We start from the raw sequence: 21,764 nt of genomic DNA, 5'->3' as shown, positions 1-21,764 counted from the left end.
ACATGCACTTTGCCGACCTGGTGGTTATGGCGGAGCGGCTGCACCCGATCCCATTCCGAACTCGGCCGTGAAACGCTCCAGCGCTGATGGTACTTTGTCTCAAGACGCGGGAGAGTAAGTCGCTGCCAGGTCTGCCAAATGCATGTCTAAATCTTCTCCAAAACGAACTAGGCCCGCAAAAACGGGACCCGCGGGCCGCATCGACACAATCGACCGCGGCCCTTTGCTTTTGAACTCGCAGGCAAGCCTGCACAATCCTTGACGCGGGGTGGAGCAGCCCGGTAGCTCGTCAGGCTCATAACCTGAAGGTCGTTGGTTCAAATCCAACCCCCGCAACCAAAAAAGTTACTGGAATATCAAGATCTTGTCGGCCTCCCAAGTGGAGGCCGAAGTCGTTTTTACCCCGAGCACAACGCTAGCACAAACGAGGCCCCCTGATTTGATGGGTCCCTTGTTGGTGTAATTCTGTAATTCGCTGTGCCCATATCGAAGTAGCGAAATGAGTAGGGGCCCTTATGGCGAGCCATGAGATCCTCGGAGGATCGGCGCGTCTAGCTGCTCGATGGCGCACCTCGCCGCTCGCCGGAATTCCTGCGCCACCTGTCGACGGCCGTGGGTCGCCCTGTCGAGGTCCATTCCTATGCTGATCGGATCGTCGTCAAGCAGGACGGGGCCACGGTTGCGGTGCATTGGCCCGGTTTTGGGGCGAGACGATCTATGATCCCTGGCACTATTTACCTGTTCTGGCTCGCAAGCCCGGTGCTCTCCGCAAAGGCGCACCGTTCCAAGAATCCCCTGCGATCAGCGGGTATTGGGCTCCACGGACGATTTCCCTTGGAAAAGACATTGAAACGCTATCGATCAACACTCGCGTGCTCGGGATTGTTGAGCATTGGAGCGCTCAAAAGCACTCCTGCTTTTGCCGGCGATGTCTCCCCAGACAAGGGGGCGGCCGAGACTATGGATCGGTCGCAGGGGAACGCTTTCTCCCTTATCCGGGTCAGCCGCCTCTTGCTCATGCATATATGAGCAAATCTTATATAATCGCTCATACAAGTGTGAGCGGAGATAATTGTTTTGCTCACATATATATGTTAAACTTATCCAGAAATGGACACATATATATGAGCAACAAGCAATCCGTACTTGCCAGAAAGAACCTCGATAAGCGGCTTTCTCCCCTACGGGTCGAGCGCATTATAACGCCCTCGCGCGGCTGGACGAAAGCCATTCGTGAGTCTCTGGGCATGACAACGCGCCAGCTCGCCGAGCGCATGGGCGTGGCCCCATCCCGCGTGACCGCTATCGAGAAGGCAGAAACCACGGGCGCGATCACGCTCAAGACCTTGCGCGAGACGGCCGAAGCGCTCGACTGTCAGCTCGTCTATGCCTTTGTCCCGACCAAGCCACTCGACAACATTCTCTATGATCAGGCCGAGCGCAAAGTGAGGAACGAACTGGCGCATCTAAATCATACGATGCGCCTCGAAAACCAGGCGGTGAGCACGGAAGACCTTGAGGGGCAAAAGCATCGCATCGTCGCCGACTACCTCGCGCATTTCTCGCGAAAGCTGTGGGACAAGGAATGAGCGATCCGCTTTATGAGGATGACGATGACGGGAACACGCCGCTCGAAGCTGAGGAGCGCGAGCAACTCATTCCATCCTATATCACGACGCGCGACGAGTTGAACGAAGCGGAACTCGCCAACATCGCCGACGCCGTTCGCTGGGTCGGGCGGAGAAAGCGCAACGTGCTCGACCAAGGCTTTCTGAACGAGCTACACAAACAGATGTATGGCGATGTCTGGAACTGGGCGGGCACGTATCGCAAGACGGCGCGAAACATCGGCATCGACGCTTATCGCATCCCGGTCGAATATTATCAGGCGATCGACGACGCGAAATATTGGGCCGAGCACTCCACGTTTCCGCCGGATGAAATCGCCGTCCGTTTCAGCCACCGAGTTGTTGCGATTCACCCATATCCCAACGGGAACGGCCGCTTCTCACGCATGATCGGTGACCTGCTCGCGGCCGAACTTGGTCAACCACGCTTCACTTGGGGCCAGATCAATCTCGTCGATCTGTCGGTAACCCGGAAAGAGTATATCGCGGCGCTCAAGGCCGCTGACGCGGGCGACTACGGCCCCTTGCTCGCATTCGCTCGCTCGTGAAGCTCTAGGGTGAGAAGCCCATGATGCGAACTCATTGTCAGCGACCTCGCTGAACTGCACCAGGGCGCGAATGCTATCCCGCCTATAACGATCTCCTTTCAACGGCATCCATCACGCGCTGTGCCTTTCAACTGGCATTGGCTCATGTCCAGCCCCTGTCTCCCCTCAGCAGATGGGAATTTGCTGGGAACCCGCTTTCGAGGCGGGCGACAGTCTACCCGGGCTCGGCACCGAGAGTGCTCCTGGCGACCACGCATTGTCACTTGCGATGTCCGCTTCCGGGGGCAGGCAAAGTTAGCCTCTATGGCCGACATTAGGCACCAAGCTGACATGCACGGCGCTCCTTGTGAGAATCTGCTGCGGGTCAATTCGGCTAAGGACTACCCATTGCCGACCAAAACTCGGAGCTATCCAGGATTAAACTGCTATCTGAAGCAAATGTCGGTATCGGTGGTTGCGAGCCCCCGCAACCAAATGACAACACTCCCGCGCGGACCCCGCCGGGAGTGTTTTTGTTTGGCGGGTTGCCCCCAGTTTGACGCTCGACCCAATTGATGAGCGTGCGGGCAGTGAGGCGCAAGACGATCGAACGGGCCGCCGTTGGAACAACAGCCAGCCGATTGCCATAGAGTTCGTCGAATGGCTGCGTACCGAACAAGGATAGCTATCCGAGCAAAGCGCTGGGACCGATCGCAAGCTTTCTCAACAACAACCGCGGCCGGCCCGACGATGATAGTCGCTCCTGCACGGCGACGCTACGGCCGCAGGCTTGCTGCTTCCACGAATGCGTCAAAGATACGAGAGCCGGGGTGAGCCTCGGCGTCGAGTAGTTCCGGATGCCACTGTAGCCCCATGGCAAACGATTGCGAAGGTACTTCGATCGCTTCGACAACTCCATCTGACCCGCGGGCGGTAACAATCACATTGCTGGATGTCTCTACGATTGCCTCCCGATGAAAGGTGTTTACGCCGAATGTCTCAGCGTTAAAAATGCCAGCCATCCTTGTGCCAGCTTGGATGTGGACGTCGTGGAGTAGATTGCCCCGATCATGGTCGATCGCACCTGGCCACGAGGAATGCACATCAGAAACCATCCGGCAGCCGTTTAGGCATGCGAGCATTTGCATGCCATTGCAGATACCGAGTACGGGTTTGTTGCGTGCAAGAAACCCCTCCATCAGCGCCAGCTCGACAGAAAGACGGTCAGATGGCGGATATTTTGACCGGTCACCTTCGATGTACCAATCCTTAGGAAAGTTTATACGCCCACCGACGCTCAAGAACCCATCGAATTCCCCGACCACTTGATCGACCAGCTCAGGTACGTAGGGGATACCGAATGGGAGAGCCCCGGCACGGCTTACTGCAGTGAAGTAGCTCTTTGAGGTATCGTATCGGCTGCCATCGTCACTGGTGTTTTCATCCATGATTACGGCGATTGTGGGCTTACGCTTCATAGTGTTCCTACTTGGTTTTCTGAATCTTCCAAGCGCAAGTGCGCGAGTGAGATGCAACACGATAAAAGTTTGGGGAAGCCAAGGATCCTCACACGAAGGTTCGTGTGGATTGACCTGGCCCATGTATGGGTGACCGGAGACTTTTCCGCTGTGAGCCGCGCTGATGTAGTAAAGTGCTGCTTTGATGGGCCGCGCTTGCGGCATGGTTCCATGCTGGCCCATCTAATCATCTGTTCTTGCCGCAAGGACGAGCTTTGGTTTGCCACGGTCGAGACAACTGGCTGGATTGGCGAAGGACGTTATCAAGTCCATGCAGCCTATCGCAACGCCCTCGACATAAGCTTCAGTGCACCGAAGTTATCGATATTTCCAATGAGCTGCCTGTAAGTCTGATCGTTTCACCAATATCAACTGTATGGTATCCACCCTCGCTCTCGTCCTCGAGAGAGATGATGTGGTCGTCGCGGACGAAGGGCTAGAGGTTCAGTGGCAGACGTTTGCTGCTCCGGTTTTCGTTCAAACTGCTATCTGGAGTAAATGTCGGTATCGGTAGTTGCGAGCCCCCGCAACCAAACACTACGCTAGAGCACGATATATCAGCCAAAACTGCGGTCCAGCGCGCGAAAGCACTACGATCAATGGCTGCTTAGTCACCCTGAGAGAATCAAAATCACCAGGTGCAGAGCGGTCGGCTACAACTCTGGCGGCTGCATTCTCCAGACCGAAAAGCAGCTGCATCACCCGGCCATGAAAGCGCCAGCCTTTCTCTCCGATGGGCTGGCGAAGGTCAGGAACGTGCCTGCATCAGCTTCAGGCGGGTAGGGGGAGAATGACGCGCACTCACTCCAGCTCCCGCCGGTCCCAAAATGGGGAGCACTTCACCAACAGCCGGTTGGCAAGCCCCGCTACTCCAGCTCGCTCAGCACGATCGCGCGCTTCTTGCGCACGTGCCGTTGCTGTCCATAGTGCACGATGGTGGCGCCGGTTGACAATTATGAGAGTTTTTTCAGCATGGTGGATTTCAGTTCTTCATGCCGCTCGATCGATGCGAGCTTCACGTGGCCGTAGCCGCGAATTTCTTGCGGCAGGCCCGCAAGCTCTGTCGCGACGGTAAGATTTGCCCACGTCAGCCTCGAGATGAGCTCGTCCACAAGACCAAAATAGTCCTCGATCAGGCGTCGCTCCATCTTGCGTTCGTCGGTATGACCGAATGGATCGAAGCGCGTGCCGCGCAGCCCTTTTAGCTTGGTGAGCAACCAGAAGGCAGGCTCGATCCAACGCCCCAGCGCAATTTTGGCCGGATGGCCGGTGCGCGTATCAATGCGGGCCAGCATGGGGGGCGCAAGATTGTATTTTATCCTGTAGCCACCCTCGAACTGCTCGGCGAGCCGTCGGCGCATCGCTGGATCGAGATGCAGCCGCGCCACCTCATATTCGTCCTTATAGGACATCAGCTTGAAGGCGGCCTTGGCGACGGCCGTTGCCAAGTTCTCTTGACCGGGTGCGACGCGCATTTCGGCCTGCCGCGCCTTTTCGACCAGCGCGCGATAGCGCGCGGCATAGGCCGCATCCTGATAGGCGGTTAGGAAATCCGCCCGGTGCTCAACGATTTCGGCTAGCGTCTTCGTCTCCTTGGGCGGCGCTGCCATGATGCGCGCCTGCCGGCATACGAAGTCCAAGTCGACCGCTGAGCGGCGGCCCCAGGCGAAGGCCGCTCGGTTCATGGCGACGCCCGCGCCGTTCAAATCTATCGCCTTATCGATCGCCGCGTGACTGACCGGCACCAAACCTTTTTGCCATGCGTGGCCGAGCAGGAACATGTTGGCCGCAATGGCATCCCCAAAGAGAGCCGTTGCCAGCTTCATGGCCGGCAGGGTTACGACGGCACCTTCGTCGGCCGCGTTGTGCAGCTGGCGCAGCGTCGCTTCCTCGCGGAAGTCAATCGTGGTGTCCTTAACAAAGGACGCGGTGGGCGCGAAATGGTCATCGACCACCGCCTTGGTGCGTTCTTTCGCAAAGGTGGCGATTGCCGACTGCGAGGCGGCAACAACGAGGTCGAAGCCGAGCACGAGATCGGCCTCGCCCACGCCGATGCGCGCGGCATTGATGCGTTCCGGGGTTCGGCAAAGGCGAATGTGCGAAACCACGGCGCCATTCTTCTGCGCAAGACCCGTCTGGTCGAGCGTCACCAGCGAGAGGCCGTCGATATGGGCGGCCTGCGATAGGATCGCACTGACCGTAATGACGCCCGTGCCCCCGATACCTGTCAGAAGTATGCTGTAGGGCTGCTCGCCGAGGGTGGGAAGTATCGGTTCCGCGAGCTCCGCATCCGCGCCCGCTCCCGCCGTGGCCTTAGGTTTGCGCAGTCTTCCGCCCTCGATAGTCAGGAAGCTCGGGCAAAAACCCTTGATGCAAGAAAGGTCGGTGTTGCAACTCGACTGATTGATGGCGCGCTTGCGGCCAAGTTCGGTCTCTCGCGGCTCAACGGAGATGCAGTTGGAAACGGCGGAGCAATCGCCGCAGCCCTCGCAAACCAGCTCGTTGATGAAGGCCCGCTTGGGCGAGACCGGAAAGGTGCCGCGCTTGCGGCGGCGGCGCTTTTCGGCCGCGCAGACTTGGTCGTAGATCAGAACACTGACGCCCCCAACCTCGCGCAACTCGCGCTGGACCCGGTCGAGCTGATCACGATGGTGGACTTCCACTTCGCGTGAAAACTGGCCAGCTAGCAGCTCCGGCCTTTCCGACACGACCACCACCCGACTTGCACCTTCCGCCAGCACCTGACCGACGATCAGCGGCACCGACAATTCCCCGTCATGACGCTGGCCGCCGGTCATGGCGACCGCGTCGTTAAAGAGGATCTTGTAGGTGGCGTTGACCTTGGCCGCGATCGCCGCGCGGATGGCAAGCAGCCCCGAGTGGAAATAGGTGCCATCGCCCATGTTGACGAAGATGTGCTTCTCGTCGGTGAACGGCGACAGCCCGATCCATGAGCCGCCCTCGCCGCCCATCTGTGTGAAGGTGGCGGTGTCGCGCTCCATGCCCACCACCATCATATGACAACCGATGCCGGTCGAGGCGCGGCTGCCGTTCGGCAGAACGGTTGAGGTGCTGTGTGGGCAGCCCGAGCAGAAATAGGGTTCGCGCTTCAGCAGGCCGGGTTCGACGGGGGTCGTTGCGGCGCCCAGAGCGGAAATCTGGGGCGCGCGCGCTTTCAACTCCGGGGCCTTGCCGCCAACCCACGCGAGGATGGCGCGGGCAATCGAGAGAGGGCCGAGTTCGCCAAGCGAAGACAGGAGCGGGGCGCCGCGCGTGTCGGTCTTGCCACTTACTTGCGGTCGGCGGTCGGCCGGCATGTTGAAGAGCTGCGCCTTGATCTGCTCCTCGATAACGGGGCGCTTTTCCTCCACCACCAGAAGTTCTTCCAGCCCTTCGGCGAAGCTACGCAATCCTTCCGGCTCCAACGGCCAGACCATGCCGACCTTGTAGACCTTTATGCCGAGCTTCTTTGCGGACGCCTCGTCGATGCCGAGCAGGGACAGGGCGCCCATCAAGTCGAGCCAGGACTTGCCGGTGGACACGATGCCGAGCCGGGCGGGCGGCGATGCCCATACTTCGCGGTCGAAGCGGTTGGCTCGGGCGAAGGCCTGGACGGCCTGCAACTTGGTTTCGAGGCGCCGTTCCATGGCGTGAGAAATATCCGGCCAGCGCATGGAGAGGCCGTCGGCCGGCAGGGCAAGGTCGGGGGTGAAGATGGTCAGCCGTTCAGGGTTGAGGTCTACCGTTGCAGAGCACTCGACGATCTCGGTTTGGCACTTGAAGCCGACCCAGGCGCCGGAATAGCGGCTGAGCGCCCAGCCGAACAGGCCGTAGTCGATATACTCGCCGACACCGGCGGGTGACAAAAGCGGCACCATGGCCGAAATCAGGTTGTGCTCGCTCTGATGGGGCAGGGTGGAGGACACCGCGCCGTGATCGTCGCCGACAAGAAGCAGCACGCCGCCATGCTTGCCCGTGCCCACGGCATTGGCGTGGCGGATAACGTCCATGCTGCGATCGACGCCCGGCCCCTTGCCGTACCACATGGAGAAGACGCCATCGTAGCGCGAACCGGGAAACATGCCGGCCTGCTGGGTTCCCCACACCGCGGTTGCCGCCATGTCCTCGTTGAGGCCAGGTTGGAAGACTATGTGGTTGGCCTTGAGATATTTTTTTGCGCTGGCCATTTCGCGGTCGAAGCCGGCCAGCGGCGAACCGCGATAGCCGGATACGTAGCCTGCCGTGTTCAGCCCGGCGGCAAGATCGCGCTGGCGTTGCACCATGGCCAGACGCACCAAGGCCTGCGTGCCTGAAACCAGGATGCGCCCGCGCTCCAACGTGTAGCGTTCGTCGAGCGCAGAGGGCATGGCCACCGGCAGGGATGCGGTGCTGCCCGCCTCGTGGGGCTTTGCTACGGTCATGGTCCCTCCTCCCAGGGCGTTGCTAGGCCGACATGTCGAAGATGCGGCCGGGATTGAGGATGTTGTTGGGATCGAGTGCGGCCTTCATGCGCCGCATGGCCGTGATTTCGGCGTCGCTGCGTGACAGATGCAGATAGCTTTTCTTGTTGAGGCCGATGCAATGCTCGGCCGAAATCGAGCCGCCGGCTTGGGCAACGCAGCCGAACACCGCCTCAGCGACAGCATCAGGCCTTTCGGTCACCACGCAGTAGTGCAGGTTGCCGTCGCCGAGATGACCGAAGATGTAGTCGCGCGCAGTAGCATCGACGCTGTTTTGCGTGGTGCGGGCTCGTGCGAGGAATTCACCCATACGTGGGAGCGGCAGACTGACGTCGAGGCTGAGCATCGGGCCCAGCCCGAAGAGATAGGTGTTGCAGTCGTCGCGTAGCGCCCACAACGCCTGGAACTCGCGCTCCGACTGCGAAACCACCGCGTCCGACACCATTCCGTCCTCGATCGCCTGGCCGAGCGCTTCGGCAAAGACGGTCTCGTCGGTTTCGGGTGACATGCCCTGTATGTCGGTCAGCACGTAGACAGGGGTTGTCAGCGGTACTGGCGCCTGCAAGCCGAGCGCCTCTGTCATCTCGCTCATCAGCGGATCGAAAATGATCTCGAAGCCTGAGAGAAGAGTGCCGAGCCGGGCACGCAAGAATTGCAGCAGCGCCATCGCCTTTTCAAGCGAGGGCAACGCGCAGAAGGCCACGGCCTGCGAGATCGGCTTGGGGTGCAACCGAAGGCAGGCCCGCGTCACCACGCCCAGCGTACCTTCGCTACCGATGAAAAGGTGGGAAAGATCGTAGCCGGTGTTGTCCTTGGCGAGGCCCTTGAGCGAGGACACGACGCTGCCGTCGGCGAGCACCGCCTCGACGCCCAGAACCTGCGTGCGAAAATTGCCGTAGCGTAGTACGCGGATGCCGCCGGCATTGGTGGAGATGTTGCCGCCTATGGTGGCCGTACCGCGCGCGCCGATGTCGACGCCGAAGACAAAGCCTGCCGCGTCTGCCTTCTCTTGTGCTGCCTGCAGAGGCACGCCGGCCTCGGCAATGATGGTGCTTGCTGTCGTCTCGACCTCTCCAAGCGACGTCATCCGTTCGAGCGACAGTACGACCTCGCCGGCCAGCACGCGCGCGCCGCCAGAAAGCCCGGTGCGGCCACCTTGGATCACCAGGGGCTGGCATGCGGCATTACATGCCTTGAGGATTTCGGCAACGTCGCTGGTGTAGCGAGGGCGCAAGACCACTTCGGGTCGCTCGCCGGGTTTTCCGGAAAGGTCGTCGCCGTAACGGGGGTCGATCGCCTCGCCGACGAGGATCGCCGCCCTGTCGAGTCGCGATTGAAGCTGCGAGATAAGCTGTTCTGTCGGTTTTGCCATGGCATCCGGGTGACCCGGCAAGATGCTTTCCGGGTGCTGTCGGAGGGGCAGCTTATTTCGCTTGCAATATTTGTCAAACCTATATTGTTTAGATGTCAGTAGTCACGGGCGAGCGACGAGCCGACGGAGGACGAATGCCGATCGAATATCAGGATGTCGTGCGCACCGGCGTCGCCAAGCAGGTCGCCGACAAGATCCGTGCGGCCATTTTGGACGGCCGGCTGAAAATCGACGAACGCCTGCCCACCGAAGAAGAGCTGGCGAAAAGCTTCGGCATATCCCGCCCCACCGTGCGCGAGGCGTTGAAGCGGCTTGCCGCGCAGAACCTGATCCGCTCGCAGCGCGGGCCGACCGGCGGCACTTTCGTGAAGCGCCCGGACCCCGAAGGATTGTCCTCGGCGATCACCGGGGCTGCTACGTTGCTTGTCGGCGTTGGCGCTTTCGATATTAACGAGATCATTGATGCGCGCCTGGAAACGGAGGCGATCTGCTGCCGGCTGGCCTGTGTGCGTCGCAGCGATGCCGATCTTGAAGCGATGCGCGCAGAGATCGTGCTGCAGCGTTCCAGTTCGCTCAGCGATGAGGATTTCTGCGCCTCTGACGTGCGTTTCCATCGTGCGCTGGTGAAAGCCGCGGCCAATGGGCCGCTTAGCCTTATGATGTACACAGTGGTCGAGGCCTTCATGCCGATCACTAACATGATCGTCTCGCAAGTGCGTGAGCGCGGCACAGTGGCGGGCTTCCATGAGCGGCTGGCCGGCGCCATCGAAGCGCGCGACGCAGCAGGCGCCATGACCGTGCTTTCCGAACTACTCAATTATGTCCGCGACAGCTACGCCACCAGCTTGAAGCGACGCGCCGAACGCGAGGCCACCCGCACTAAGCGCGGCTGAGCCATACTTTCCACCACGAGATGCCCAGTTGGAGAAATGAATGAGCGAAACCTTTACGGCGCTGATGCTGGAAGACGTCGATGGCAAGCCGAAGGCCGGGTTCCGGGAGATTTCTATGTCCGACCTGCCGGATCGTGACGTGTTGGTCGAGGTCGCCTATTCGAGCCTGAACTATAAGGATGGTCTTGCCGTTTCCGGCAAGGGCCGTATTGCCCGGCGCTTGCCGATGGTTGCCGGCATTGACATTGCCGGCACCGTGGTTGAATCGCGGTCGCCAGCCTGGAAGCCCGGCGACCGTGTGGTTGCCAATGGCTGGGGCATGTCGGAGACCGAATGGGGCGGCTACGCGCGCTTCCAGCGGCTGAAGCCGGAATGGTTGATGCGCCTGCCCGATGCCTTCACCATGCAGGAAGCCATGGCGATCGGCACCGCCGGTTACACGGCAGCACTTTGCGTGGATGCGCTCGAAAACTGGGGTGCCATCCAGCCCGGCAAGGGCGAGGTGCTGGTGACGGGTGCCGCTGGCGGCGTCGGTTCGACCGCCGTCAGCCTGCTTTCGTCCAAAGGATATACGGTGGTGGCCTCGACCGGCCGTGCCGAAACGCATGACTATCTGCGCGGGCTGGGCGCCACCTCCTTCATCGACCGTGCCGAGCTTTCGGGCGAGGTCAAGCCGCTGCAGAAAGAGCGCTGGAGCGGTGCGGTGGATTCCGTTGGCTCGACCACGCTCGCCAACGTGCTGGCGCAGACCGCTTATGGCGGCGCGGTGGCCGCTTGCGGCCTGGCCGGTGGCGCCAACCTGCCAGGCACGGTGATGCCGCACATTCTGCGCAGCGTGGGTCTGATCGGCGTCGATTCCGTCTTTGCGCCGATGGCAAAGCGCGAGAAGGCCTGGCGGACGCTGGCCGACCATCTCGACCGTGAAAAGCTCGCGGCGATGACCGAAGTGCACAAGATGCGCGACCTGCCCGCACTCGCCGACAGCATACTGAAGGGCGCAGTGCGCGGCCGCGTCGTCATCGAGATCGCCTAGAGCACTGTGCTGGCAGGTGGAAACGCCAGCCGTTGCGTAAATGCAGTAAAATCAAACAGGTAGAGCAGGCACGCGAGCGAACGTGAGCGTATCCCTGCTTAAGGGAGGAAACACCGTGAGCGACACCGTACTCTGGGAGAAAGACGCGCAGGATGCCTTTGTCACTCTGACTCTCAACCGGCCCGACAAGATGAATGCCATGAACCAGGAGCTTGGTGACGCACTGGAGGCAGCGATTGCGCGCGCGGTCAAGGCGCCGGATGTGCGCGCCGTGATTATTACTGGCGCTGGCCGTGCCTTCACCGCCGGCTTCGATCTCGGCGGCGAGGATTTCGAGATGGATGCAGAGGCCTGGCGTGAGGACATCGGCGCCAACATGCGTCGCATGCAGTTCATTCGGGAAGCGCCGATCCCGATCATCGCGGCCGTCAACGGCTATGCGCTGGCCGGCGGGCTCGAGCTGATGATGTGCTGCGACATGTCCATTGCCGCCGAGGACGCGATGCTAGGCGAGCCGGAGGTGCGCCACGTTTCCGCGCCGCCAACCCTGATGCTGCCCTGGACGGTGCCGATGATCCATGCGCGCCGCCTGATGTACACCGGCGACCTGATCGATGGCCGCGAGGCCGAGCGCATCCATCTCGTCAACAAGGCGGTGTCGCGCGACCAGCTCAAGACCGAAGCCGAAAAGCTCGCCCGCAAATGTGCGCGTATGCCGGGAGCCGCGATCAAGTTCGCCAAGGCCGCGCTCAATCACCAGCAGCAGACTGCCGGGCTGGACAGCTCGTGGACCTACAATCGCGAGACGACCGCCATCCTGCACGCCTCCGAAGAGGGCCGCCACTGGATGCGGCTGCTGAAAGAGCACTCGCTGAAGGAATTTCTCGCCATCCGCGAAAAGCCGTTTCGCGACCTCGACTGAACGGGGGGTCAGGCGCCGCGAGGCGCCTGGCCTTCTCCCGCCTGCAGTGCCTCGAAAATCTCGGGGTGGTTGCGCAGATAGCGCGACTGCACGATCTGGCCCTTCTCGGAGAGTTCGCCGCGGCTGCGATCGGCTGGCACTCCGGCCAGCTTGAAGCGGGCGATGGCGGTCGAGCCTCCGGCATTGGCGGCGTTCCAACTGCCGAATCGTGCGGCCAGCACTCCCAGAAGATTTTCCTCTGATTTGCCGGCTCCCGATACAAAGACGAGCGCCACCAGCCGGTCGCGGTTTTCGCCGCCGATCACGATATCGTCCACCAGCGGCGCGCAATGCGCCAAAAGCCCGGCACGCAGCGGCCCGGCGCGCACTTTTATCCCGCTCGACAGTTTGAAGTCTTCCGCGAGCCGACCGTCAAAGGCAAATACAGGAACCTCGTCGGAACGGTTGCGCAGCACGGCCGCGTCTCCGGTGCGATAAAAGCCGTACTCGTCCATCGGCAGGTCGACTCGGCGTTCGCCGATAAGGTAGCAGGGCGCGATGTTTGGGCCGGAAACACGTAGCTCGCTGCGGCCGTCGGCGTCCACCAGAGCGATAAGGTGGCCAGGCAGGGGATGCCCAAGCTCGCCCGGCTGCTCCAAGGGTGCGGGGGAAAGGCAGATGGTCGACGCCGCTTCCGTCGCGCCGTAGCCGGACAGGATTTGGAACGCGCCATGGGCGTCGCTGAAGGCAGCCAGCCGGCGCCAGAGATCCGCATCGATGCCGGCGCCGGCGAAGAAGATGGCACGCAGCTTGCGTGTGAAGGCTTCGGTGCCGCACCTATCGTTTTCCAGTTGGTCGAGCAGCAGGCGCAGTCCCAGCGGCACGGCGATATGCATGGTGGGGGAAACTTCTTCCAAAAGCCGAACAGTGGCTTCCATGCTGGCGGTGCTCGGCGCCGCATCGACATGCAGGGTGCCGCCATTCCAGATCATCTTGAAGATGTTGTCGAGGCCGCCGAAGACGTGGTGCCAGGGCAGCCAATCGACCAGAACAGGCGGTTCCTGCGCGAGAAAGGGCCACATGGCGGCAATGGCACCCTGGTTGGAAGAAATCATGCCGCGGGTGATTGGAACGCCCTTCGGTGTGCCGGTGCTGCCGGATGTGAAGAAAATCGCCGCCCAGTCGTCGGGCAAGGCATCGGCGTCTTCCGTCTCGCCTGCATCTTCGTCGGGCAACGTTGCCATCAGATCGGTAGTCGATACAGCGCCCATCCCGGCAATCGCCGGGTGATTTTCTGGCGTGACGATCAGGCTGGGCTTGGCTGCGTCGAGAAATGGCTTTGTGCCTTCGCCATGCGCGCCATTCCGAAACGGAAACGGCGGCAGCGCCGCGTGGACAAATCCGCCGGCAAGGCAGGCGAGCTTCAGCAGAAGCGCATCGACGCCGGCTGGCGCAAGCGCAGCCAAGCAATCGCCCTTGCGCAGGCCGTGGTGCTCGGCGAGCTGCTGCCGCAGCACTCGGGCGCGGGACAGCGCCTCGGCATAGGAGACGCTGCGCCGTCCGCCTTGCCATGGCTCGGACAGTAGGACCCTGTCCGGGTGCATGTCTGCCCAATGGCGCAGCCGTGCAAAAATGTCGGGCAGGCCGCCGGGCAGGGCAACCGAACTGCGATAGACCGGATTGCCGTCGCCACGCCGCTCTTCGAGCAGGATCAGTTCATCGGCGACAAGCTGCGTCACAGGCTTTCCTGCCGCTTGGCGGCCTCGCGAGCCGACAGCGCCTTTTCGTAGACGCTCGATTGATAGGCGATGAGTTCCTCGAAAGCTGAAGTGGCCGCCGCAGAGTCTCGTATGCGCAGCGCTTCGAGGATGTCGGCATGCAGCGCCACCACGCGGCCGCGCTCGCGGAAGCGGAAGGAGATCATGTTGGTGGCGGGGATGAGCGAATCGTTCACCACCAGCATGATGAAGCGCAATTCGTTGTTGCCGGTGGCCTGCGCGATGGCATGGTGAAAGGCGACATCTAGCCGGCAAAATTCCTCGTCGGAAATGTCGCTGCGCTCGAAGGCTTCCAGCGTCGCCTCTATGGATGCCAGGTCTTCCGGCGTAGCGCGCTCGGCGGCTAGCTGCACGCAGGTGCGACCCAGCAACAGGCGCGCCTCGACGATTTCATTGAGATCGAACACGCCCAGACCGACGAACCAGGTCGTCATCTCCTGCAGCATCTGGCTGGTTGCGGTCAGCGACGGTGCATTGACGAAGACGCCGCCATTGGGGCCGCGTTTGGAGCGCACCAGCTTCTTGGCGGCGAGGATCTTCAGAGCCTCGCGCACGGTCGGCTGAGACACGCTGAAGCGCTTGGCGATCTCAGCCTCGGACGGCAGACGTGACTCGACGCTCAGCGCGCCCTGGATGATTTCCTGTTGCAGCGCGGTCGCGATCTGGTGTGCCAGGCTCTTGGTTGCCTGAATCTCCGATTTGGCCTCCTCCATGCGCGTCCTTCTCCCTCGCCGCGTTCCGCACTAATATTTAAATATTACAATATCTAAATTGTTGACCAATTGGGCAAAAGATGCAAGCCTTCCCCTAAGTCAGCTGCGGTTATCTGCGACGCAGCCTAACAACAAGAAATTGCAGTGGGAACATGGGAGATGTTTTCGATGAAGCTGACAAGGCGTGAATTCGCCGTCGCTGCGACGGCTGTCTTCGCCTCAATGACCCTGCCGCGCCTGGCTGCAGCGCAATCTTCGCTCGTTGTGCCCACCTATGGCGGGCTGTGGGCGAAGTTTTGGCAGGACAAGCTGCTGCCCGGACTGACCTCGGCCACCGGTATCCAGCCGCAGCTCGATGTCGGGCTGGGCAAGGATTTCGTGGCCAAGATCCGAGCCGGCGGCGACCGATCACCTTATAGCATCTTCATGGGCAATGAAAACATCGCCGCCATGTTGCGCGCTGAGGGCTTCTTCGAGCCCTTCGATCTCGCCAAACTACCGAATGCGCAAAATGTGTTTCCGCAATTCGTCAACAAGGACGCAAACGGGATCCGCGCCATCGTTTCGCCGATCGGCCTTGCCTACCGCACCGACATGGTCAAGACAGCGCCCACCTCCTGGCACGATCTGTGGGAAAATCCGGAGTTCAAGGGCAGGACAGGCCTCTATCAGATCGGCAACACCGGCGCGGTGCTGTTCCTACGCCTGGTGGGCGAACTGTTCGGTTCGGGGCCGGACGATTTCGATGCGGCTTTTGCCAAAATCAAGGAACTGCTGCCCTTTATGCAGGCCTCGTGGAGTGGCGAGCTGTCGACTGCGCTGATGCGTGGCGACTGCGTAATTGCGCCGGTCGACTGGACCGAGGCGATGGTGCTGCAGGACAAGGGCGCACCGATCGCGATCGTTGCGCCGAAGGAAGGCGTGCTTGCCTTCGAACAATCCTTCAACCTGGTCAAAACCGGCGCGGAGAAGGATGCCGCGCACGCCTATCTCAACTATGTGCTCGATCCGCAGGTCCAGCAGGACATGGCGAAAGCATTCTACACCTCGCCCAGCAATAAGGCGTCCGCAGTGGATGTCGACATGCAGAAACGCACGCCCATCGTCGGCGAGCGTATGGCCGAGATCAAGAGCTACAACTGGAACAGCTATGTCGACAACGCAGCCGACATAGCCGACCGCTGGAACCGAGAAATGGCCTGAGGGGTACAGCCTTGTGATGCCTTGTTGGGAGATACTGCTCCCGGCGGAAGACAGATTGGCGAGGAGGCCGGATGACCGCACTGACCATCGACCGCATCAACAAGCGGTATGGCAACCTGCACATCCTGAAGGATATTTCGGTTTCCATTGCCCAAGGCGAATTCGTGTCTCTGCTCGGGCCAAGCGGCTGCGGCAAGACCACCACGTTGCGCTGCATCGCCGGCTTCGAGCGGCCCGATAGCGGACGCATTCTCTTCGGCGAGCGCGACGTGACCCGCGCGCTGCCCGAACACCGCGACATCGGTATGGTGTTCCAGTCATATGCGCTGTTTCCGCACATGACGGTGGCCGAAAACCTAAGCTTTGGATTGGAAGTACGTAAGGTTGTGCCTGCCGAACGCAAGCGGCGCATCACCGAGGTGCTTTCCATGGTGAGGCTGCAGGGCTACGAGGCACGTTTCCCGCGTGAGCTCTCCGGCGGACAGCAGCAGCGCGTGGCGCTGGCGCGCGCGCTGGTCATCGAGCCGTCCGTGCTCCTTCTAGACGAACCGCTGGCCAATCTAGACGCCACGCTGCGCGACGAGATGCGCTTCTTCATACGCGATCTCCAGCAGCGCGTCGGCATCACTAGCATTTATGTCACCCACGACCAGTCGGAGGCGATAGTCATGTCCGACAAGATCGTGGTGATGAACTCGGGTGTGATCTCGCAGTTCGGCACTCCGCGCGACATATATGAGCGCCCGGCCTCGCAGACCGTTGCGGGCTTCATCGGCCGCTCCAATACCATTGTCGGCAAGGTGTCCGAAGCTCTTGGCCCTGACAGCTATAAGATCGAGACACTCTGTGGGACCATCGGCACGCATGGCCCCGGAGGACTGGTCAATGGTACGGATGTGCGTGTCATGATCCGTCCAGAGAACATCCGGACCCGCCGGCATGGCGAGGCCGCCAACACATCGACCTCAGACGAGAACGTGCTGGGCGGTTCGGTGGTCAGCGCCACCTATCAGGGCAACGGCACACAGTTGAAAGTCCGTCTGGCAAGCGGGGACGAGATGGTCGTGGATGTGAGCGGGCGCAATCCGATGGCGGTGGGGGAAGAGGTGGCGCTGCGCTTTGCACCGCGCGACGCATGGCTGTTGGCGTCATGAGCGCAACCGAAGCTGCTCCCCGCATCGAAACACCGACGATCGGCATCGGCAAGGTCGGTCCTGTCTGGATGGTGCTGCCGGCCCTGGTGCTGCTGATAGGCTTCTTCGCGCTGCCCTATCTCACCATCATCACGATGAGCCTGCGCGAAGCCTCGACCCGCGCAGTCTATGGCGAAGGTTTTACGCTCGCGCACTACACCACAGCGCTGGGCGACTTCTATATCTGGGGCATCCTTGGCCGCACGCTGTTGATGGGCGCGATCGTAACCATCGTCACCCTGCTGCTCGGCTATCCGGTCGCCTACCACCTTGCCAATTCGCGCTCGCGCTGGACCAGCCTGCTGTACATCTTCGTGCTGTCGCCGCTTCTGGTCGGCCTCGTGGTACGCACATTCGCCTGGATGATCATCCTGTCTAACAACGGCGTCGCCAACAAGGCACTGATGGCGCTTGGGCTCATCAACTTCCCATTGCAGCTCATGAACAATCCGGTGGGCGTGACGATTGCGCTGACACATGTGTTCTTGCCTTTCGTCATCCTGCCGCTGCTCGGAAACCTGCAGGCGATCAGCCCTGATCTCGCCATGGCGTCGCGTTCGCTGGGCGCCTCGCGCATGCGCACTTTCCTCAAAGTGACGCTGCCGCTCAGCCTGCCCGGCATCCAGGCCGGCACCATTCTGGTCTTTGTGCTGTCGATCAGCGCCTATGTCACCCCGGCCATGCTCGGTGGCACGGGCGGGCGCACTATGTCGGTGCTGGTCGTCCAATATCTGGTCGACAACTTCCGTTGGCCGGCGGGTGCAGCACTCGCCATCATCATGGCCGCGGTGGCGGTCATCTTCGTCGGCCTCTATCTCAAGTTGACGGCGCGCGCCATGCGGAGGTTGCCATGAGGGACGCAACCGGTGTCGAAAAGACGATCTGGGATCGGCTGTTCGCCGTGCTGGTCGCGGCAATATACATCTTCTTGATGTTCCCGATCGTGCTGGTGGTATTGCTTTCCTTCAATTCGGGTGAGTTCCTCGCCTTCCCTCTCGAAGGTTTCTCGCTGCGCTGGTTTGCGGCGCTGTTTTCCAACACGCGCTTCCTCGAGGCTACGTCCTATTCGTTTCGGATCGCCACGATCTCCATGATCGTCAATGGTGTCATCGGCACGATGGCGGCCATTTATGTCGCCCGCCATGCTGGAAGCAATCGAGACCGCATCAGGCTCATCATGACCAGTCCGCTGCTGGTTCCGGAAATCCTGACGGCGATTGCGCTGCTGTTTTACTTCTATGAAATCGGAATTGGGACCGACTATTCGATCGGCATCCAGATCGGCCACATCGTCGTCACCTTCCCCTATGTTTTCCTCAACGTATCGTCGGCGCTGTTCAACTTCGATCGCTCGCAGGAGGAAGCCGCGCGCAGCCTCGGTGCAGGAGCGTGGATGAGGTTCCGGCGCGTGACGTTGCCGGCAATCAAACCGGGCATCATCACTGGCTGCCTGTTCGCTTTTGTGATCTCGTTCGACATCTTCAACATCTCGCTGCTGCTGAAATCGCTGGGCAGCAACACGCTGCCACTGGAGTTGTTCGACTATCTGCGCTTCAATTTCGACCCGACAGCCGCAGCAATCGCTTCGCTCAGCATCTTTCTGACTTTTGCCGCGATCCTGATCATCGACCGCACGGTGGGATTGAGGTCGCTGAGGTTTTGAGGAGGCCGGTAGGAGACCCATCGAAAATAGCTGCAGCCGTCACTGCGGTTTGCTTGACAAAGGCGAGAGCGTAAAAATACATTTCAATATCAGATTAGACTTCTGATGAGACTGCAAACGACAACAACACCGCGAAATGCGGACTAGGGGAACGCAGTTTCGGTGGCCGGACCACGCTCGAGGCCGCCACCGTCAGCACAATGAGGAGGGTTCACATGCAACGATATCTTTCGTCCCTGCGTGGCGGGATGCTTGCCGCCGCCGCATTTTTCAGCGCGACCGGCGCGCTCGGCGCCGCCGAGTTGCCCAAGGCGCCCGACGTCAAGGACACGGGCAAGCTCATCATCGCCAATACGCTCGAATACGCACCCTTCGAGTTCATCGACGAGAGCGGCAAACAAGTCGGCATTAACATCGAATTGGCCGAAGAAGCGGCAAAGCTGCTTGGTGCCGAACTCGAGGTGACGCGCATTCCCTTCCCGTCAATGGTGCCCGGACTGGCTGCAGGACGTTTCAAGGTGGCCTGGGAAACCTTCGCGGCCACCGACGAGCGCCTGAAGCAGGTTGACTTCGTCATGTTCATCAAGTCGGGCATCGTCGCCTCGACAACGGCCGACAAGGCGCCGCAATTTCAGGGCGAAAACAACCTCTGCGGCAAGCGCGTGGGCGTCATCGGCGGTGCGGTTTCGGACTTCATCGCCGATCGCCTCAGCCAAGAGTGCAAGGAAAAGGGCCTGCCGGAGATCACCAAAAGTATCTTCCCGGAAGGCAAGGACATCATCCAGGCAGCGCTTTCCGACCGCATCGATGCGCGGCTCGATGACGCTACCGCTTCCGGCTATTTCGAGGTCACCAGCAAGGGACAGATGGTGGTCGTGCCGGGCCTATACGACGTGGCGCCGCTCGGCATTGCTGTTCCAAAGGGCGATACCGAAACGGCCGAGATGCTGCGTGCGGCGCTCGAAGAGCTGATCAAAAACGGTACCTACAAGACCGTCATGGCCAAGTATGGGATGACCAGTGCGATGATTGAGGAAGCCTACGTCGTCGACAGCGCCGACAAGATCCGCAAATAATTCACCCGACCCGGCGAGGGGCCTTTTTCTCCCTCGCCGGCATTTTCGTATCTTTGTTCTGGAGGACGGCCGAATGAACCGGGCCGAAACGCAAGCTCCGAACGAGGCGCTGACTGTCGTGCCAGTGCGCCACTACGGCCTCTGGATCGGCACGGCTGCTGCGTTGGCTGTACTGCTGCTGATAGCAAAGGCGCTGGCAACCAATCCGGCCTTCGATTGGCCGACTGTCGGCAAATATTTGTTCCATCCATCGATCATTCGCGGACTTGGCCAGACGCTAGCCTTGACCGTAACTATCATGGTGCTGGCTATCATCATCGGCACCGTCGTCGCCGTCATGCGGCTTTCGCCCAGCCGCATCCTCAACGCCTTTGCCAGCGCCTATATCTGGTTCTTCCGCGGCGCGCCGGCGCTGATCCAGCTGATCTTCTGGTTCAACCTGTCGCTCATCGTGCGCGAGTTCTCGCTGACGCTGCCCTTGGTTGGCACGGTCTTTTCGATCAAGACCAACGATTTCATGACGCCCTTCGTCGCTGCTGTCATCGCCCTGTCTCTTCATGAGGCCGGCTACATGGCCGAGATCGTGCGCGCCGGCATCAAGTCGGTTCCCAACGGCCAGACCGAGGCGGCGGGCAGCCTTGGTATGAACCACCGGTTGATTCTGCGCCGCATCACCCTGCCGCAGGCCATGCGCTTCATCGTGCCGCCGACCGGAAACGAGACCATCAATCTGCTCAAGACGACATCGCTCGTCACCATCATCGCGGTCAACGACCTTCTCTATGCCGCACAAAGCATCTATGCGCGCACCTTCGAGACCATCCCGCTGCTGATCGTGGTCGCCTTCTGGTATCTGTTTGTCGTCACCATACTGTCGATCTGCCAGCACTATATCGAGCAGTATTACGGCAGGAGCGACAAGCAGCAGGCGAGTGCGGCAGGCGGCATCCTGAGGCGCGCCTTCAAAATTGGAAGGGTGGCACAGCCGGCATGACATCGAAGAAAGAAAACCAGGCTCGCTTCAGTGTTCCCCAGAATTCGATGGTGTTCGCCAGCGGCGTACGCAAATCGTTCGGGGCTCTGGAGGTATTGAAAGGTATCGACCTTAACGTACCGGCCGGCTCCGTGGCCTGTATTATCGGTCCGTCGGGCTCAGGTAAGAGCACCTTTCTGCGCTGCATCAATCATCTCGAGGAGGTGAGCGGCGGCGTACTTCTGGTTGATGGTGAGTTCGTCGGCTACGATTTGCGCAACGGCAAGCTTTACGAGGTCAAAAACAGCCTCCTGTGCAAGCGCCGCGCCAATATCGGCATGGTGTTCCAGTCATTCAACCTGTTCTCGCACATGACGGCGCTAGAGAACCTGATCGAGGCCCCGATTATGGTGAAGGGCTTGTCGCGTAACGAGGCCAAGGACAAGGCTCATGCGCTTCTGGAGCGTGTGGGACTAGCTGACAAGGCGGGCTACTATCCGCGCCAGCTTTCTGGTGGTCAGCAGCAGCGGGTCGCGATTGCACGGGCGCTGGCAATGAACCCGAAGGTGCTGTTGTTTGACGAGCCGACCTCGGCACTCGACCCTGAACTGGTCGGCGAGGTGCTGCTGGTCATGCGCGATCTCGCTGAAAGCGGCATGACCATGGTGGTGGTGACGCATGAGATCGGTTTCGCGCGCGAGGTGGGGGATCAACTGATCTTCATGGATCGTGGCGTGGTCGAGGAGCGCGGCGAACCGAGGGAAATGATCGCCAATCCGCAATCGCCGCGCACGCGAGAGTTCTTGTCGCGCGTACTGTGAGAGCCAGTTGGCG

At 60.7% G+C, this 21,764-nt stretch carries 17 protein-coding genes, 1 tRNA gene, 1 rRNA gene and 1 pseudogene; 15 read left to right on the top strand and 5 right to left on the bottom strand.

Features of this window, described 5'->3' with window-relative positions:
- The first annotated feature begins 16 nt into the window (after window positions 1-16).
- The 5 genes and pseudogenes from rrf (at window position 17) to M2281_RS14450 (ending at window position 2,176) form a co-directional block, all read left to right on the top strand.
- Window positions 17-131 (top strand): 5S ribosomal RNA (gene rrf, locus M2281_RS14470).
- Window positions 132-262: 131 nt separating this feature from the next.
- Window positions 263-339: transfer RNA gene (locus M2281_RS14465), tRNA-Met, on the top strand.
- 291 nt (window positions 340-630) lie between these two features.
- A pseudogene (locus M2281_RS14460) lies at window positions 631-791 on the top strand (IS21 family transposase); the annotation flags it as partial.
- Window positions 792-1,025: 234 nt separating this feature from the next.
- Window positions 1,026-1,589: a mobile mystery protein A gene (locus M2281_RS14455; RefSeq protein ID WP_342394258.1), complete on the top strand. Its 564-nt coding sequence runs from the start codon at window positions 1,026-1,028 to the stop codon at window positions 1,587-1,589.
- Complete coding sequence (locus tag M2281_RS14450) at window positions 1,586-2,176, top strand: mobile mystery protein B (RefSeq protein ID WP_280821829.1); 591 nt, start codon at window positions 1,586-1,588, stop codon at window positions 2,174-2,176. The genes M2281_RS14455 and M2281_RS14450 overlap by 4 nt, the downstream gene beginning before the upstream one ends.
- Before the next feature lie 755 nt (window positions 2,177-2,931).
- Here the strand turns inward: M2281_RS14450 and M2281_RS14445 are convergent.
- The 3 genes from M2281_RS14445 to M2281_RS14435 form a co-directional block, all read right to left on the bottom strand.
- A complete protein-coding gene (locus tag M2281_RS14445; RefSeq protein ID WP_280821828.1) occupies window positions 2,932-3,633 on the bottom strand; it encodes a gamma-glutamyl-gamma-aminobutyrate hydrolase family protein in 702 nt (233 codons plus the stop codon).
- 992 nt (window positions 3,634-4,625) lie between these two features.
- Window positions 4,626-8,093, bottom strand: a complete 3,468-nt coding sequence (locus M2281_RS14440; RefSeq protein ID WP_425537725.1) for an indolepyruvate ferredoxin oxidoreductase family protein — start codon at window positions 8,091-8,093, stop codon at window positions 4,626-4,628.
- Window positions 8,094-8,115: 22 nt separating this feature from the next.
- Entirely contained in the window at window positions 8,116-9,504 is a 1,389-nt protein-coding gene (locus M2281_RS14435; protein ID WP_280821827.1) for an FAD-binding oxidoreductase, read from the bottom strand.
- Window positions 9,505-9,638: 134 nt separating this feature from the next.
- On the opposite strand from M2281_RS14435, the gene M2281_RS14430 reads away from it, so the two are divergent.
- The 3 genes from M2281_RS14430 to M2281_RS14420 all read left to right on the top strand — a co-directional run bounded on the left by M2281_RS14430 (window position 9,639) and on the right by M2281_RS14420 (window position 12,352).
- Window positions 9,639-10,397, top strand: a complete 759-nt coding sequence (locus M2281_RS14430) for a FadR/GntR family transcriptional regulator (RefSeq protein WP_280821826.1) — start codon at window positions 9,639-9,641, stop codon at window positions 10,395-10,397.
- A 40-nt stretch (window positions 10,398-10,437) separates the two neighbouring features.
- Complete coding sequence (locus tag M2281_RS14425; RefSeq protein ID WP_280821825.1) at window positions 10,438-11,430, top strand: MDR family oxidoreductase; 993 nt, start codon at window positions 10,438-10,440, stop codon at window positions 11,428-11,430.
- A gap of 115 nt (window positions 11,431-11,545) precedes the next feature.
- A complete protein-coding gene (locus tag M2281_RS14420; RefSeq protein ID WP_280821824.1) occupies window positions 11,546-12,352 on the top strand; it encodes an enoyl-CoA hydratase/isomerase family protein in 807 nt (268 codons plus the stop codon).
- Between the two features lie 8 nt (window positions 12,353-12,360).
- Here M2281_RS14420 and M2281_RS14415 read toward each other — a convergent pair whose 3' ends face one another.
- The gene (locus M2281_RS14415) at window positions 12,361-14,070 is read right to left on the bottom strand and encodes an AMP-binding protein (RefSeq protein ID WP_280821823.1); all 1,710 of its coding nucleotides are present in this window, start codon (window positions 14,068-14,070) and stop codon (window positions 12,361-12,363) included.
- On the bottom strand, window positions 14,067-14,822 hold the full coding sequence (locus tag M2281_RS14410) for a FadR/GntR family transcriptional regulator (protein WP_280821822.1): 756 nt from the start codon (window positions 14,820-14,822) through the stop codon (window positions 14,067-14,069). The genes M2281_RS14415 and M2281_RS14410 overlap by 4 nt, the downstream gene beginning before the upstream one ends.
- Window positions 14,823-14,990: 168 nt before the next feature.
- Between M2281_RS14410 and M2281_RS14405 the strand changes: the two genes are divergently transcribed.
- The 7 genes from M2281_RS14405 (at window position 14,991) to M2281_RS14375 (ending at window position 21,751) form a co-directional block, all read left to right on the top strand.
- On the top strand, window positions 14,991-16,025 hold the full coding sequence (locus M2281_RS14405; protein ID WP_280821821.1) for an ABC transporter substrate-binding protein: 1,035 nt from the start codon (window positions 14,991-14,993) through the stop codon (window positions 16,023-16,025).
- Window positions 16,026-16,096: 71 nt separating this feature from the next.
- Window positions 16,097-17,179: an ABC transporter ATP-binding protein gene (locus M2281_RS14400; protein ID WP_280821820.1), complete on the top strand. Its 1,083-nt coding sequence runs from the start codon at window positions 16,097-16,099 to the stop codon at window positions 17,177-17,179.
- A complete protein-coding gene (locus M2281_RS14395) occupies window positions 17,176-18,072 on the top strand; it encodes an ABC transporter permease (RefSeq protein ID WP_280821819.1) in 897 nt (298 codons plus the stop codon). The genes M2281_RS14400 and M2281_RS14395 overlap by 4 nt, the downstream gene beginning before the upstream one ends.
- On the top strand, window positions 18,069-18,881 hold the full coding sequence (locus M2281_RS14390) for an ABC transporter permease (RefSeq protein WP_280821818.1): 813 nt from the start codon (window positions 18,069-18,071) through the stop codon (window positions 18,879-18,881). Before M2281_RS14395 ends, M2281_RS14390 begins: the two co-directional genes overlap by 4 nt.
- 215 nt (window positions 18,882-19,096) lie before the next feature.
- Entirely contained in the window at window positions 19,097-19,957 is an 861-nt protein-coding gene (locus M2281_RS14385) for an ABC transporter substrate-binding protein (RefSeq protein ID WP_280821817.1), read from the top strand.
- Window positions 19,958-20,030: 73 nt separating this feature from the next.
- Window positions 20,031-20,951 (top strand): amino acid ABC transporter permease, encoded by a 921-nt coding sequence (locus M2281_RS14380; protein WP_280821816.1) that lies wholly within the window; start codon window positions 20,031-20,033, stop codon window positions 20,949-20,951.
- Between the two features lie 47 nt (window positions 20,952-20,998).
- Window positions 20,999-21,751 carry an amino acid ABC transporter ATP-binding protein gene (locus M2281_RS14375; RefSeq protein WP_425537732.1) on the top strand — a complete coding sequence of 251 codons (753 nt, stop codon included), beginning with the start codon at window positions 20,999-21,001 and terminating at the stop codon, window positions 21,749-21,751.
- Window positions 21,752-21,764: the final 13 nt, after the last annotated feature.

It is taken from the genome of Pseudaminobacter soli (ex Li et al. 2025), assembly GCF_029892515.1.
Classification (GTDB): domain Bacteria; phylum Pseudomonadota; class Alphaproteobacteria; order Rhizobiales; family Rhizobiaceae; genus Pseudaminobacter; species Pseudaminobacter soli_A.
Note: the sequence above shows the minus strand (reverse complement) of the source record. Positions and strands in the feature narration are given on the sequence as shown.

Coding starts and splice junctions, on each gene's coding strand:
- M2281_RS14405 (WP_280821821.1), top strand. CDS start 14,991: ATGAAGCTGACAAGGCGTGAATTCGCCGTCGCTGCGACGGCTGTCTTC.
- M2281_RS14440 (WP_425537725.1), bottom strand. CDS start 8,093: ATGACCGTAGCAAAGCCCCACGAGGCGGGCAGCACCGCATCCCTGCCG.
- M2281_RS14435 (WP_280821827.1), bottom strand. CDS start 9,504: ATGGCAAAACCGACAGAACAGCTTATCTCGCAGCTTCAATCGCGACTC.
- M2281_RS14430 (WP_280821826.1), top strand. CDS start 9,639: ATGCCGATCGAATATCAGGATGTCGTGCGCACCGGCGTCGCCAAGCAG.
- M2281_RS14450 (WP_280821829.1), top strand. CDS start 1,586: ATGAGCGATCCGCTTTATGAGGATGACGATGACGGGAACACGCCGCTC.
- M2281_RS14400 (WP_280821820.1), top strand. CDS start 16,097: ATGACCGCACTGACCATCGACCGCATCAACAAGCGGTATGGCAACCTG.
- M2281_RS14375 (WP_425537732.1), top strand. CDS start 20,999: ATGGTGTTCGCCAGCGGCGTACGCAAATCGTTCGGGGCTCTGGAGGTA.
- M2281_RS14455 (WP_342394258.1), top strand. CDS start 1,026: ATGAGCAAATCTTATATAATCGCTCATACAAGTGTGAGCGGAGATAAT.
- M2281_RS14390 (WP_280821818.1), top strand. CDS start 18,069: ATGAGGGACGCAACCGGTGTCGAAAAGACGATCTGGGATCGGCTGTTC.
- M2281_RS14380 (WP_280821816.1), top strand. CDS start 20,031: ATGAACCGGGCCGAAACGCAAGCTCCGAACGAGGCGCTGACTGTCGTG.
- M2281_RS14385 (WP_280821817.1), top strand. CDS start 19,097: ATGCAACGATATCTTTCGTCCCTGCGTGGCGGGATGCTTGCCGCCGCC.
- M2281_RS14410 (WP_280821822.1), bottom strand. CDS start 14,822: ATGGAGGAGGCCAAATCGGAGATTCAGGCAACCAAGAGCCTGGCACAC.
- M2281_RS14425 (WP_280821825.1), top strand. CDS start 10,438: ATGAGCGAAACCTTTACGGCGCTGATGCTGGAAGACGTCGATGGCAAG.
- M2281_RS14445 (WP_280821828.1), bottom strand. CDS start 3,633: ATGAAGCGTAAGCCCACAATCGCCGTAATCATGGATGAAAACACCAGT.
- M2281_RS14395 (WP_280821819.1), top strand. CDS start 17,176: ATGAGCGCAACCGAAGCTGCTCCCCGCATCGAAACACCGACGATCGGC.